Here is a 13,621-nt window from a genome sequence, read left to right on the forward strand (position 1 = left end):
CATCGCCTTATGTCGTGGATACAACAGGATTTATGGAAAGAATATCACACTAATTTGGCAGACAAAGTGAGCTTGGAAATCTTAAGAGCATCGAAAATGAACTCTTAGTGCGGGGCAGGATCACTTCAGTAGTTCGTAAAGTTCACATATTCACCCATTGAATGGGTTAACTCTGCGTTTTCTTCCCGGCGCTGCACCAGCCAAAAGCAGAATTCCTCATCATTCATTTCCTTGAGGTTCTCCAGCCAGTCGTCCAGGAAGGCTCCGAGCATACGGTCATTCCAGAAAAGCCAAACAAGCTTATGGCGATACACCACATTATGGAACTGCTGAAGCAGGCTTATCAATTTATTGGCAAGTGAGCGTTGCTTGCGCCTGACACACTCGCGAAGTAATACATCTTTAATACCTCCATGGGTAAAAAGTATCGGGACGTGTTGCAGCGCTGCAAACAGAATGATCGCGATAACAACCTGTTTGACTGCTTCAATTTTAAACTCTTCGGGATAACGTTTACCGCTCCTGGACACCTCTCTTCAGGTCATTTTAAATGACTCTGAAGTGTCTGTTAAACCCGTGGCGATTCAGCCAGCCCGTTTTTTCCAGTTACCTTAACACCAGTGTGTCAACGGTGCAGAAATGGGAAAGCGGCGTAAAACGTCCGAGTGGATTATTGCTGAAACTGCTTACCTTAGTGCAGAAGCATGGGTTGAAGGTGTTGGTTTGAGTTAGTTGTACTGGCTGCTGGAGCAGAAAGAAAAATTTTAACCTCGAGATACGGGAGAAATCGGCTTTAAGTCATACAGTGAAAAATTGAGTCCGGGGAAAGTCTTAAATGTATTGAAACACCACCTTATGAGCAACAATATGGGATTGTAAGGATTAGTGCAGACACGTGAGGAGAATACAATGAGGAAGAAAGTAAAGCTCTGCCTGATGACTCTAAATTTATTGAGTCAAGACGAATAGCTGTTGGTGATTTCTTGATATCCATGACTAAATTTTTGAGATGTTTTTCTGGTGCGCTCCTTATTATTTACTGCCAGGTAAACCTAGCGCTTTATATTAAAATGCTTTCATAACTGCCTTATTCCAAGCTGTTTTTAGCTGGACTTTTCTTCTATTTACTGATGATATATACAGGTATTTAGCGCGGTGCGGATGTGCGCCAACACACCCGCGCCGCTAATCACAACTACTATTTATGGAGAATAGTAATCATGACTGACGCCCATTCTATTGCACAACCGTCTGAACCAGAAGTCTCTCTTGCAAATAACAGGCAATTAACTGTTAGCTATGCAAGCCGCTATCCGGATTACAGCCGGATACCCGCCATCATCATGAAAGGACAATGGCTGGAAGCAGCCGGTTTTGCCACGGGCACAGCAGTAGATGTAAAGGTAATGGAAGGTTGTATTGTGCTCACCGCCCGGCAGGAGAGCGAATTGATGCAGTCTCTGCGCCAGGTATGCAAGTTGTCGGCGCGGAAACAAAAGCAGGTGCATGAGTTCATTCAGGTTATTGCCGGTAAACAGAAAGTCGTCTGAATGAAAAACTGCTCCCGACATCGCATCGGGAGCGGTTAAATATCAGGACGCGTAATGTAGAACGAGGAAATTTCAGACTTCATCCTCGCGGACCTCTTGGTGTGTCTTTAGGCTGCATAACTTTGCAACACAGAACTGATTTCATAGCTATTCGACAAGCATTGCTCTCTACATCGCAAGTGAAATTAAGTAATGGGCTAATCTCGTCTGGAACAATTGAGGTGGTTTTAAATGGAAGCAAAACGTGTTCCAACGGGATTTAGAATCCTTATTGCAGTGTCCTTTTTCGTAATGACTTTTCTTGTGGTAAGGCCGTCAGATCCATCGACAGAAGGACAACAGCATTTTTGGGTAGGGTTAGAAGGGCTATTTAATCAACGCGATATCGGGGGTTTTGTGGGGATTGAACTATTAGTGATTTGAACAATGGTAACTCTCATAGGTTATCAGATCATAGTAAGAGTTATTTAGAAGAAACTTAACGCTAATAAATGAGTTTTTAAGGAGTGAATTAATGATAGATATGATGCGTCAATAGTATGCTGTGGGGAAACCTTAAAGGCTGGAATTAAAGCGATACATTCCAGTCTGGAACAACGTCAGATGTAATTCTGATATATCTCCGAATTACTCAGCTAATCAAATCAAATCAAATCAAATCAAACCAGAAAAAAATGATCCCTATCACCTCTGCTGTGTCCTGAAATACCTTCTTATCCGGCCTGGGGTTTTCCCTGCCTGCATTAATTCAATGAGGGTATTCATTGCAGGTAAGGTATGCGTAAAATATTTTTTATAATCGCCGCAGAAGTAATTCTTGTTTGGCAGTCCATTCAGGGAGATCTCAAATCGATGTTTCGGACAGCCGCCATGGCACATGGAGCGCACTGAGCAGGTCAGACATTCAACGCTTATGTTATTCAGCTTGTCGCTGCCGAAGGTGACGTTCTGCGGTGAATTGACCAAATCGGCAATATCTGTTTGATGAATATTGCCCAGTTTGTGCTGCGGATAGACAAAGTGATCGCAAGAGAACAGATCGCCATTCGCTTCCAGCACTACGTTGCCACCACATTTTTCAGCGCTAACACAGGAGCCGATGCCACCGGTTAATTGCGTCAGCGTCTGCTCGAAATTCATCACAAATACCTCACCGAGGTCATGCCGCAGCCAGTGGTCGAATATTTTATTGAGAAAACCGCCATACGCATTGGGCGGCACCGACCATTCAGTAACCCGGCACTGGCCGCTGAAATCAGGAGCGATTAGCGTCAGGCCATCCGGCCCGGCAACACTGGCTTGCCTCTCAACCAGAGGGATGAATTGCATATACCGGCTGCCGGCACGCTTCAGGGCATTGTAAACATCAAGCGGACGTTTGACATTTTCAGCGTTGACCACCGTCAGAGTGTTAAATTCGACCTCATAGCGTTTTAACAACGCCATCCCTTTAATGACCTGATCATACGTACTGCTTCCGGCACGGGTGAGTCGGTGCGCATCATTACTGCGTCGATCGCCATCCAGCGAAACGCCGACCAGAAAATTATGCTGTTTCAGAAAACGCGCCCATTCCTCGTCCAGCCGCGTTCCATTGGTTTGCAGAAAGTTATTAATCCGCTTGTTGCCACGGTAGCGCGTCTGTAGCGCCATCGCTCTTTCAAAATAATCTATCCCCATCAGCGTGGGTTCACCTCCCTGCCAGATGAAATCCACCACCTCCGCCTGCTGTGCAGCCAGATGCTGACGGATATAGCGTTCGAGTGTGTCGTCATCCATCTTCCAGTGACTTTTTCTCTCCGGGTATAGCTGTTCCTTTTCCAGATAGAAGCAGTAGCTACAGTCAATGTTGCATACCGATCCGGACGGTTTAGCAATCAGCTGAAAAGTGGTAAAAGGGCGGTTCATGGTGCTTCCTCAGGCGGGTGTTAACGCGTTATTAGTGATCCCACCCGACAGCTTTACTGCACTGGTTTAGCCGTGCATCACGGTGTCAACCGGCCCAGGGTTGTGTCAGGGCCTTTTCCCACTGTCCGGTAGGTTACTTATCTCATTGAACCGTCGACAGAGCCTGTAACGGACTCTCCTGCCAGCCATAACGCACCGCCTTAAACTGCAGGCTGGGTTTACCAGCAGGTGGCGTTAGTGCTTTGGTGTACAGCAGCCATGTTTTGCCGTCCCAGCTATAGCCAATAGAGGCATTTTCTGTCCGGTTGGTGAGGTAAATTTTGTTATTAACCGCATCCTGCGTGGCAACCGGCGGTAAAGTAATTTGCTGTTCACCCTGAGCGTTGAGAAGGTCACTGACCATCAGATCTTCTTTCACCAGATTCATGTCGTTACTGCCATCGCGCCAGTTATCCATCGCCTGGCGAAACGCGGTGAGCTGCTGCTGATAGTCGGGGTCCTGCGCGAGATTACTAAGCTGCCACGGATCGCGTTGCAGATCGTAAAACTCTTCTGCCGGGCGGGGTGCAAACCAGCTTTGCTGCGCTTTCGTCAGCTGATGCGCTTGTTCGGCTTTCACCAGCGCGCGCATGGTCATTTGTACATCGCGGAAGGGAATGCTGACCGCGCCGGGGGTATTATCCATGTTGCGAACATACTGATAATGCTTATCGCGAATAAACAGCGAACGCATGTTGACGTTATCCATACGTCCACGAACACCGTAAACAAACTGACGGGCCGGAGCATGGCTTTTGGATAAATCAATGCCCTTCATATAGTCCGGCACGTCAGCGCTGGCGTAGCCAAGAATGGTCGGGGCCAGGTCTTCAAATGAAATTAATCGTTGGTCGACGCTACCCGCAGCCGGCCAGCCAGCCGGGCGGTATTTTTCAGGAATGTGGATCATCAGCGGTACATGCGTTCCGGAATCGTAACCTTCACGCTTTTTCCTGGGTAAACCGTCGCCATTATCTGCGGCAAAAATAACGATGGTGTTATTCCACAGCTTATCCTGCTTCAGCGTATCAATCAGATTACCCACCTGCATGTCCATCACGTGGATATTGTCATACAGGGTTGCCAGCTCTTTGCGGGTTTCCGGCGTGTCCTGATACCATGGCTCTATATTCACCCTGGCCGGATCGGTGGCGGCGTACTGATAGTGTGAACGAACCTCGTCCCAGACTTTGGTTATATACTCAAAACCTTTCGGCACGTTATCTTTGGTAAATAAGGCCGATTCATGGGTGATTTGTGGGTTGAAATTCATAAAAAACGGCTTGCCCTGCAAATCATAATTACGCCACGCCGCCGGCACTAACAGGTCCTTTATGTTGCTGTATTGACCATGCTGGCTCCAGAGCGAAAAGGGGCCGGTATCAGCGTGCCCTTTGGTAAATTGATAATCCGTTTTGGTATCGTTATAGGTAAAATATCCAGCACGACGCAGTAACTCCGGGTAACCCTTTATCCACGAAGGCGGAACGCCAACATAGCCTCCTCCAGGTCGGGTTGCGGTACGCATATGCTGCAGGCCGATTGTGTTAGGGAACGCACCGGTGATCAGCCCCGCCCGCGAAGGCGCAGAAACGCCAGCCATGGTAAATGCGTGAGTAAAGCGTACCGACTCTTTCGCCAGCGCATCAAGATGCGGCGTTCGCGCTACTTTGTCGCCGTAAACGCCAAGACGCGGGTTCATATCCTCGGTGAGAATCAAAATGATGTTTGGTCGAACGCTATTAATTTGCGCACTGAAATCATGCTCATTCGCAGAGGCGGCGGGGTGGAAGAGCACGCCTGAAATCATGGTAGCCAGTAACAGAGGTTTCACTGTTCTCTCCTTGTGATTCATAATTTTATTATCGCAATACCGTCTTATTAGCTGTAACAACGCGATTGTGAGTGTCTGACATCAACGGTAATCACCTGATAAATTGCTGGAAAAGTGCAAAAAAAAAACCTGATTTATCGTTCTTCGTATAACAAGAAACGATAAATCAGGTTTCGCCCGATAGGTTCGGTAACGATCGTTTTCGACACTACTGACAGATAAAAATATTATCAATGCTTAATATTATATTTTGAGAACAATATCACTTAACGAAAGGCGATAAAGATAGGGCTGTGTTTCTTATCACATTTACGTCCAGCTAATTTAGCTCTCTTTTCAAAATAAATAACGCGTGCCTTTTATATTGTAAGTTAACGGGGGAGCTGCTGAGAAGTATTTCAACATGCTATCAATATTTCATGCCGGGAAAAACGTCGTAATCCCGACTTTACTATTGGTAAAAGATTTAATTAAGCAAAGACGTTACTTTTTATATTGCTTCCATCGTATTCAGAATGTGGTTGTAAGCTCTGCTGTTGATCATGTTTTGAAGCACGCTCAACTTCATTTTCAGCCGCCTGCCTGGAGCAATAATAGTGTATCTGGCAGGGCCAATGCCTGTTACAAAAGCATATCTGGTCGTGTTCTCTGACACTCTGTATGCCGATTGTATCAGCTCCAGCGGGTTGTAGGCGGTTTAACTCATTTCGGTGTCCTGAACTTCCTGTACTCATTAGCAGCGGAAACGCTGATCTCTCAACCGCAGCAGATTTACCAATCATTCAGGTGCTGACCCGCTCCTCACAGAACCGGCTTTGAAAAGCCCATTCCTCTCAGCCTTTGAAACAGGTTCCAGATCTGACCATTGCGGGTTGCTTGCATCAGCAAAGGCTGGAGAATAACGGCATGACCCACGCCCGCACCCGGAGTTCATCATGAACAGTACCGTCTATGACGCTTTCCGCTGCCTGGAGCTGCTCGCTTCAGCGGCCCGGCCGCAGGGCATTCGTGAAATGGGACGTGAACTGGCGCTCGACTCGGCCAAAATAACGCGCCTGATGAAAACGCTGCTGGCGCTGGATATGGTGCATCGCGATGCGCGGCGCAAATACAGCCTCGGCATCGGTATCCATCGCCTCTCGGCCTACGCTATCCATAATTCAGCGTTTTATAATGCGGTAATCGGCATTCTGGAAGAGAGCGGCAACCCGGCTATTTCTATTGTTATCGGCGTCCTGAGCGGCACCAATGTGGTCTATATCATCCATACACGCGGGGGAGAAAGTATTGCCCGTGCTATCGGGAATTATCAATCCTATCCGGTGCATGACTCGGTGATTGGCATCAAATTATTATCAGCGATGAGTAATGAGGAAATTATCAGCCAAATCGGTATTCATGATTATCGGCTACTGAAAAACGATATCGAACAGGCACGCCGCCATCAGGTGTTCGCCAAAGCCTATGGTCAGCATGATTACCGACTGGCATGTAATATCCCCGGCATGCCAGCGGCCATCGCCTTATCCAATATCAACAGTGAAAAGATGGACGTTGAGATGTTAAGTTTGTACCTGATATCAGCCGCAAAAAAAATCAGTGGCGAACCACTGACTATGTTAAATCAATAATTTACAGCGCTTCGCCGTTTCGGCAACCGACTGCCCGGGCCTGTACAACGACGAACCTATCCCGACGCTGTCATAGTGAACCAGATAGTCAGGCGCATTATCGACCGTTATCCCGCCGACCGCTGAAAACCGTACCGGCTGAGAAAGCGGGCCTTTGATCAGTTGCGGATAATTAACCGGCAATGAGCAGGCCGGAAATATTTTCATCACCTCCACGCCCAGTCCGGCAGCAAGGAAAATTTCACTGGCGCTAAACACTCCGGCATAAATCGTTAATCCCTGCTTTTTCGCTTCGGCTATCAGCTGCGGATTAAGATTGGGTGTGAGAATAAACCGGGCTCCGGCGGCAAGGCTTTCATCGACCTGGCGGCTGGTAACCACCGTTCCTGCACCAATATTCAGGTGAGGACCGAAGTGCTTAACCGCTCCCTGAATACTGGATTGCCAGTCAGGCGAGTTAGTGGTGATTTCTACCTGGCTGATGTCATTATCCAGCAGGCAGCGGATATGTTGATTAACCTCTTCAGGACGAATGCCGCGCAATATAGCGATAACCTGTGAGCTAATAGCCATGACGGAATACCTCATTCAGTCCGGCTATTAAGGCGGTTTCCGCCGGCAGAAATTCTGCCGGCTGATTTAGCGCCTCACAGGCCAGCCGGTAATGCGCTAACAGGCTTTCACTGCCGATAAAACAGATCGTCTCCGGGTCAGTCGCCCCGGATAAAAGTTCATGGCCAATCAGTAACCCGGATAGCCATGCCGCAGCCGCCTCTGCCGCGAGGGCCTTAAGGATATAACGCCCGCGACAGCGGAAAAGCTCGCTAACCAGATCGGTTTGCTGATGCTGAATACTCTGCGCCGTTTCAATACCGCTTAGAAATGCTTGACCTGACCAGCATTGCTCGGGCAATCCCTTGCCCAGCACCGAGTGGTTAAGCAATAGCGCATACAGCTCACCGGTCATCAGCGTCTGTAATCGGGTCACCTGCTGCTGATGACGATCGACTCGGAGCCACTTGCTGTGGGTGCCGACAGCGGCAAAGTTCTGCGCAGCCGAAAGCATCAACCCGCCGGCCAGCTGCATCTCTTCCCCGCGGCAGATTTCATTCACCCGTCGGTCACAGATACCCGGGCGCAGACTCAGCGGGTTCGGGATGATCCCCGGCAGCGGCTGGCCTTTACCGAAAAGCGCGTTGAAGCTAAGCGGTAAACTGAGATAGCCCGCGTCAGCGAGGCCGATATTGCTGCCAATCATGCCGCACAATATAACCGGCAGCTGTTCATCGTAAGCCTCGCTGAGCCGTAACAGCTGCTGCTGCAATATTAACGGCAACGCATCGCGCTGGCATTTACCGACGCCGCAGTCCGCCTCGACCGTTTTGATAACCCGGCCATCTCGTACGCTCAGCGCCCGAAAATTACTGGTGCCCCAGTCGACCGCGATATAGTTCATGCCTGCCTCTCCAGTACCGCCAGCGGCAGCGCATCGGTCAGTTCTTTCAGCTCCTGACGGGTAATCTCATCCAGACTTTTTGCCGGTTCGCGGACGTAATCACTGCTAAAAATCCCTGCCCGGTGCAGCACGGTTTTATGAATAGCTACGCCGATACCGGGCTGGACACCGTAGCGAAGAAAGGGCAGGTAACGGTAAAAATGGTTCTGGGCGGCTTTTCGATCCTGATGCCAGCAGTGAAGAATGGTATTAATCACGTCCGGGAATTCGCAGGCCGGCATCGTGCCGGTTATTCCCCGGCAGAGCTCTTCAAACAGAAAGCCGGCATTCAGTCCGCCAAACAGGCCGACCCGATCGCCTAATGCCTGTTTCAGTGCGCTGATTTTTAGCGTCGTCGGCGGCTGCTCAACTTTGATGTACTTGATGGTCGGGAAATCATTGCAAACACCGACCAGCGTTGTCACCGGCATGGTCACGCCGGTCATCAGGGGCGCATCCTGAATCATGATATCAATGCTGCACGCCTGACTGATATCCCGCCAGAAGCGGTAGAGTTCTTCCGGACCGGGTTTAACCACGGCGGGTGGATTAACCATGGCGATATCGGCACCCCAACGCTGTACCCGGTTGATCTCATCAATCGCGACGGCTGAAGAGGCACCGCCCGCCGCCGCCACCAGCGGCAAATCGCCGACCTGTTTTTTGACGCAGTAAAAAAGCGCCTGCTTCTCATCCTGGGTCAGGGCATAGCCTTCAGAGGCGTTACCAAACAGCGCCAGGCCATCAACACCCTGCTGCAACAGAAAGCGGACCAGCCGTTCAACCGAGGCAAGATCCAGCTCGCCTTGTTCAGTAAACGCGGTGGCCAGAATAGGTACGTTACCTTTTAGCATGTTGCCTCCGTCAGATGTTTGCGCAGACCATCTTCATCGATTTCAATCCCCAGTCCGGCGCCCTGTGGTAACTGATATGCGCCTTGTTCACAGACCAGCGGCTGTTTAAGTAACTGATTAGCCACATTGAAAACCGGAGGCTGGAACTCAAGCATGAACAGATTAGGAATAGCGGCAGCGGCATGGATTGAGGCGGCGATACACGGCCCCTGACCCACGCTCAGATGAGGTGCTACACGCAGGTTCCAGGTTTCCGCCAGCGCGGCGATATGCATCAGTTCACTGATACCGGTACGGCCAACATCAGGTTGCAGGATGTCTGCGGCGCGTTGCTCAATCAGCGGCTTAAACTGGTAGCGGGTGCGTTCCGTTTCACCCAGCGCAATGGCTATCGGGCTTTTGGCGCGCAGTTCACGATGACCGGCAACATCTTCTGGCAGCAGCGGCGCTTCAAGGAAGCCAACACCAAGCGCATGCAGGCGCTGTGCGAGCTCACTCGCTTCGGTAACGCTGTAATTCCAGTGGGCATCAACGAACAGCTGTGCTTCCGGGCCGAGCGCGTCACGGATAACTTTTACATTGTGGATGTCTTCGCTGACGCCATAACCCAATGCCAGCTTAAAGGCGCTGAACCCCTTTTCCTGCCAGCGTCTGGCCAGCACCGCGCGGGATTCCAGATCCGGTTCCGGCAAGCCGGAGACATAGCAAGGAATGGTCTCGCGGTAGGCTCCCCCGAGCAGTTGATACACCGGCAAATTGAGGATCTGGCCTTTAAGATCCCACAGTGCGATATCCACGGCGGCCAGCGCATCAATATGGTAGCCAGTGATATGGCCGCGATCGCGCATCGCATCGTACATCCGTGAATTCAGCACGGCGCTATCGAACGGCGAACGACCAATAATTAACGGCCTGAACAGCTGATTGATCAGTTCAGCAATCACCTGCGGCACCACCGGTGCCAGCGCCTCGCCCCAGCCGACGTGGCCGTCGCGGGTGGTAATCTTTACCAGGCAGGTTTCCATTTTGCGGGAATAGACGCAGCGGTATTCAGGGCGATAATAATAATCCGCTTCATCGCCAGTGGCGTTGCCGCCCAGATAGATCTGGTCAGCGGCAATTTTCAGCGGAAAGCACTCAACCTGACTGATTTGCATATTAACTCCGGTTCAGATTAATCAAGGATTTTGCCGGCGGTCTCTTTGGCGAACCACACCGCAATAAAAGAGACGAGGGCAGTGATCATCACGTACCAGGCGGGAGAGAGCGGATCGCCGGTCCAGGCAATCAGGCTGGCTGAGGCCAGAGGCGTTACGCCGCCAAACACCGCCACCGTCAGGTTGTAGGCGACGGCAATGCCGCCGTAGCGAATCGCAGTGGGGAACAGCTCCACCATCGCTGCGCCGCAGCCGCCGTTAAACATGGCGACAAATACGCCCAGCAGGCTCATGGCCGCTATCGACGTCATCACCGAGCCTTGCGTCATCAGCAGCATGGCGGGATAGGTCAGCAGGATGAAGCCGCCACATCCCATCAGCATCAACGGACGGCGTCCCCAGCGATCGGAAAGATAGCCGGTAAGCGGCATACAGACAGCGACACTGAGCAATCCCAGCGTGGTGATGAGATAAGAGTCGGTGCGGCTGTAATGCAGGTGGGTGGAGAGGTAGCCCGGCATAAAGGATTGCAGCACCCAGCTGCTGACCGCTTTAACCACCACAAAGCCAACGCAGAAAAGCAGGGCGCGACCGGATGAGCTGAGCGTTTTGCGCAGCGGCGATTTCTCGATCTTTCCGCTGGCCTGCAGTTTATGAAACGCAGCCGAGTCTTCCATATTGCGACGCATGTACAGCCCACCCAGGCCGAGCGGGGCGGCAAGCAGAAAGGGAATACGCCATCCCCAGTCGTTCATTGCGGCGTCGCCTAACGTATGGGTCAGCAGCAGTACCAGCCCCGAGCCACACACGAAGGCCATAAAGCTGAAGTTTTCGCTCCAGCAGGTGAGCGTAGCCCGCCGGTTCGGTTCGGCGCTTTCGGCCAGGTAAGTGATGACGCCGGAACTTTCACCGCCCGCAGCAAAGCCCTGCACCAGTCGGGTTATCACCAGCAGGATAGGAGCGATAATGCCTGCCTGGTGCCAGGTCGGCAAAATCCCCATCACAAAGGTTGAGAGTGAGGTAATCACAATCACCGTGACCAGCACTTTGCGCCGGCCCAGACGATCGCCCATTGAGCCAAAGAACAGCCCGCCCAATGGACGCATAAGAAAGCCGGAACCGAACACGGCGAAAGACTTTAACAGCGCGGTCGCCGGATCGGCGCTGACAAAAAAGTTGCTGGCGATAATGGCCGCCAGGGTGCCGTACAAGCCAAAGTCAAACCACTCGATAAAGTGACCTATCCCGGCAGACATCATAATTTTGGCGGTGCGTCTGGGCGAACGTTTAACTGTCGTCGGCGCGACCTCAATACCGTACTGGCGGGCTGAATGATCCATACGCTCTCCTGAAGGTAATAACGATGACCACATCGGGTGGCTGTGGGAATGAGCGTATGAGCTTTAGGCGGAGCATGCTGGAACGGGCGAGGATTGCGTGAGATGGAGCAAAGATTGAATCGTTTTTTTGCTTCACATAGTGAAGCAATGAACAGTGGGCCGGTTAAATGCGGGTATCTGCCCGGCTTCAGCCCGGTTAACTAACCTGTTAATGAAAGAAGCGGCCAGCGCAGCAGAGGACTCTTTTCTCCGCCACGCTGGCCGTTGCGATTCAATGTCAGCGGCCACTTTTCAATTACCTGACATCACGCCATCTTCAGCCGCTGCAGCCGTTTCTCGCGGCGGATTTTGCGCTCTTCCATTACCGCCACCATCGCCATCAGGCTGATACAGGCGATAGCGGCGGCGTCCAGCGCGGCAAAGGTGCCAGCCCAGCCGGTCAGACCGAAAATCAGCGTGCCGTCGGCGATCATGCCCAGACCGGGTTTGGCGAAGCTGTCGCCAATCAGAATAGGTTGCTGAACAGTCTGGCGGAATCACCCGCTGAAAAGTCACCCATTATCCTGCTTAGAGAGCTTAACGCGATAGGCCGGCAGCCACGTTTTTAGCGAGCTAAACGTCCTTAACGCATGCTATCTTTTTTAAACCAGGGTTTTCGGGTTTCGATATCTACGGCTGTCAGACGAAACGTGTCGTTATTATATTCATCTTTAGTACAATTTAATTCGTAAAATCCCCAGTAGCCAGGGTTGGAGAAATAGAGCGTGTATTTGTCGCTATTGAAGCCAAAGTACCGCTCATCCTCCCTTTTTATTATTAATTTTCCACACTTCGCCTCATCACGCCATTCAAATCGGGTTGCGTGATCTAAAACTGATGAGAGAATATTTGCTCCCCAATGTGGAATCGCGAAAAGCACCAGTGAGACAGCCAGGAAGAAAGCGATTAACGTTGCGGTCTGATAACCTTCGGTTTTATCAGCCTGAGTAATGAATATCAGGTAGCTTACCGGCTGGAGCAGCAATGCCAGTGCCATAATTGAAAAAACAAACTTCCAGATGAATTCTGTATAAGGTACAGAGGAAATACTCAGTGCGCTGAATTGGGTAAAGTAGCTCGATGCCAGTGCATTAGTTAAGATAAAACAAAGCGGTAAGAAAAACCAGAGCGTCAGCCTGATTTTTCGAAATGAAAGATTTCCATTTTTCTCTAAATCATAAAAAGTCAGAATGCCGCCCGCAAGCGTTAATAAAATGAAGGTAAGAAACAGAAACCTGCCGGTAAAAACGAAGCCCAGCGGCAGCACTATATAAGTTAACCCAAATACTAACCACGAGAGTAACGACAGTGTACCGGCGACTTTCTTCAGAGTGCGATTCTCATATTTAAAAATAAAGGTATGAAATATTGCTAATGCTCTGTGAGGCAGAAAAATCACCGATGAAATGATAATTATCAAGCCTGCTGAACCCACTAGTTCCTTAAGGTTTTTTTCAAGACCGGAAGATCCTATGATAGTGACTAAAGTAAAGAAGATAATCAGATCTAATCTGTATTGCTGGGTGACTCGCTTTAGTTCTCGCAAAAATGGCATATTACTTCCCTGTTAATTTAACCCTGGTAGATAATATTCTATAGAATGCACGATGAAAACGGGGTAGTGATAAAATTCATTATCTTTTGACGGAGGATATCAGTTATTCAGCAGGATAAGTGAAGCCCGATGAGTAAGAATATAGTAATAAAAACGTAATGCAGCGAATCAGCCGTCATCAGCTTTAAGCAGTTAAGGGCCGCTTATCGCAGCCCTGGA

General features: G+C 50.3%; 13 protein-coding genes and 2 pseudogenes. 5 read left to right on the plus strand and 10 right to left on the minus strand.

Translation table 11 applies throughout. The features are described 5' to 3' along the window. Positions 1-125 precede the first annotated feature (125 nt). Entirely contained in the window at positions 126-530 is a 405-nt protein-coding gene (locus tag AC6I8I_RS02495; RefSeq protein ID WP_497828288.1) for a hypothetical protein, read from the minus strand. A 53-nt stretch (positions 531-583) separates the two neighbouring features. Between AC6I8I_RS02495 and AC6I8I_RS02500 the strand changes: the two are divergent. From AC6I8I_RS02500 to AC6I8I_RS02515, 4 genes and pseudogenes are all read left to right on the plus strand, one after another. Continuing rightward, positions 584-727 (plus strand): annotated as a pseudogene (locus AC6I8I_RS02500) (helix-turn-helix domain-containing protein); the annotation flags it as partial. A 493-nt stretch (positions 728-1,220) separates the two neighbouring features. Continuing rightward, complete coding sequence (gene symE, locus AC6I8I_RS02505; RefSeq protein WP_497828289.1) at positions 1,221-1,550, plus strand: endoribonuclease SymE; 330 nt, start codon at positions 1,221-1,223, stop codon at positions 1,548-1,550. 101 nt (positions 1,551-1,651) lie between these two features. Continuing rightward, a complete protein-coding gene (locus tag AC6I8I_RS02510) occupies positions 1,652-1,813 on the plus strand; it encodes a hypothetical protein (RefSeq protein WP_497828290.1) in 162 nt (53 codons plus the stop codon). Further along, the gene (locus AC6I8I_RS02515) at positions 1,782-1,973 is read left to right on the plus strand and encodes a hypothetical protein (protein ID WP_497828677.1); all 192 of its coding nucleotides are present in this window, start codon (positions 1,782-1,784) and stop codon (positions 1,971-1,973) included. The genes AC6I8I_RS02510 and AC6I8I_RS02515 overlap by 32 nt, the downstream gene beginning before the upstream one ends. A gap of 261 nt (positions 1,974-2,234) precedes the next feature. Here the strand turns inward: AC6I8I_RS02515 and AC6I8I_RS02520 are convergent, their stop codons facing one another. Together AC6I8I_RS02520 and AC6I8I_RS02525 are read right to left on the minus strand one after the other, a co-directional pair. Continuing rightward, complete coding sequence (locus AC6I8I_RS02520) at positions 2,235-3,458, minus strand: anaerobic sulfatase maturase (RefSeq protein ID WP_497828291.1); 1,224 nt, start codon at positions 3,456-3,458, stop codon at positions 2,235-2,237. Between the two features lie 142 nt (positions 3,459-3,600). After that, the gene (locus tag AC6I8I_RS02525; protein WP_312055216.1) at positions 3,601-5,331 is read right to left on the minus strand and encodes a sulfatase family protein; all 1,731 of its coding nucleotides are present in this window, start codon (positions 5,329-5,331) and stop codon (positions 3,601-3,603) included. Positions 5,332-6,266: 935 nt separating this feature from the next. Between AC6I8I_RS02525 and AC6I8I_RS02530 the strand changes: the two genes are divergently transcribed. Further along, positions 6,267-6,962 (plus strand): helix-turn-helix domain-containing protein, encoded by a 696-nt coding sequence (locus AC6I8I_RS02530; protein ID WP_279810109.1) that lies wholly within the window; start codon positions 6,267-6,269, stop codon positions 6,960-6,962. Here AC6I8I_RS02530 and AC6I8I_RS02535 read toward each other — a convergent pair. From AC6I8I_RS02535 to AC6I8I_RS02565, 7 genes and pseudogenes are all read right to left on the minus strand, one after another. After that, positions 6,951-7,535 carry a beta/alpha barrel domain-containing protein gene (locus AC6I8I_RS02535; protein ID WP_497828292.1) on the minus strand — a complete coding sequence of 195 codons (585 nt, stop codon included), beginning with the start codon at positions 7,533-7,535 and terminating at the stop codon, positions 6,951-6,953. The genes AC6I8I_RS02530 and AC6I8I_RS02535 overlap by 12 nt on opposite strands. Beyond that, positions 7,525-8,418, minus strand: a complete 894-nt coding sequence (locus tag AC6I8I_RS02540) for a 2-dehydro-3-deoxygalactonokinase (RefSeq protein WP_497828293.1) — start codon at positions 8,416-8,418, stop codon at positions 7,525-7,527. The genes AC6I8I_RS02535 and AC6I8I_RS02540 overlap by 11 nt, the downstream gene beginning before the upstream one ends. Then, the gene (locus AC6I8I_RS02545) at positions 8,415-9,311 is read right to left on the minus strand and encodes a dihydrodipicolinate synthase family protein (RefSeq protein WP_497828294.1); all 897 of its coding nucleotides are present in this window, start codon (positions 9,309-9,311) and stop codon (positions 8,415-8,417) included. Before AC6I8I_RS02545 ends, AC6I8I_RS02540 begins: the two co-directional genes overlap by 4 nt. After that, positions 9,305-10,468: a mandelate racemase/muconate lactonizing enzyme family protein gene (locus tag AC6I8I_RS02550; protein ID WP_312055209.1), complete on the minus strand. Its 1,164-nt coding sequence runs from the start codon at positions 10,466-10,468 to the stop codon at positions 9,305-9,307. Before AC6I8I_RS02550 ends, AC6I8I_RS02545 begins: the two co-directional genes overlap by 7 nt. A 17-nt stretch (positions 10,469-10,485) precedes the next feature. Further along, entirely contained in the window at positions 10,486-11,727 is a 1,242-nt protein-coding gene (locus AC6I8I_RS02555; RefSeq protein WP_244175125.1) for an MFS transporter, read from the minus strand. Positions 11,728-12,113: 386 nt separating this feature from the next. Further along, positions 12,114-12,317, minus strand: a pseudogene (gene uhpT, locus AC6I8I_RS02560) (hexose-6-phosphate:phosphate antiporter); the annotation flags it as partial. Between the two features lie 113 nt (positions 12,318-12,430). Beyond that, complete coding sequence (locus AC6I8I_RS02565; RefSeq protein ID WP_312055208.1) at positions 12,431-13,402, minus strand: hypothetical protein; 972 nt, start codon at positions 13,400-13,402, stop codon at positions 12,431-12,433. Positions 13,403-13,621 lie beyond the last annotated feature (219 nt).

The sequence above is a fragment of the Pantoea sp. X-Soil-YNGN-775 genome, assembly GCF_059730575.1.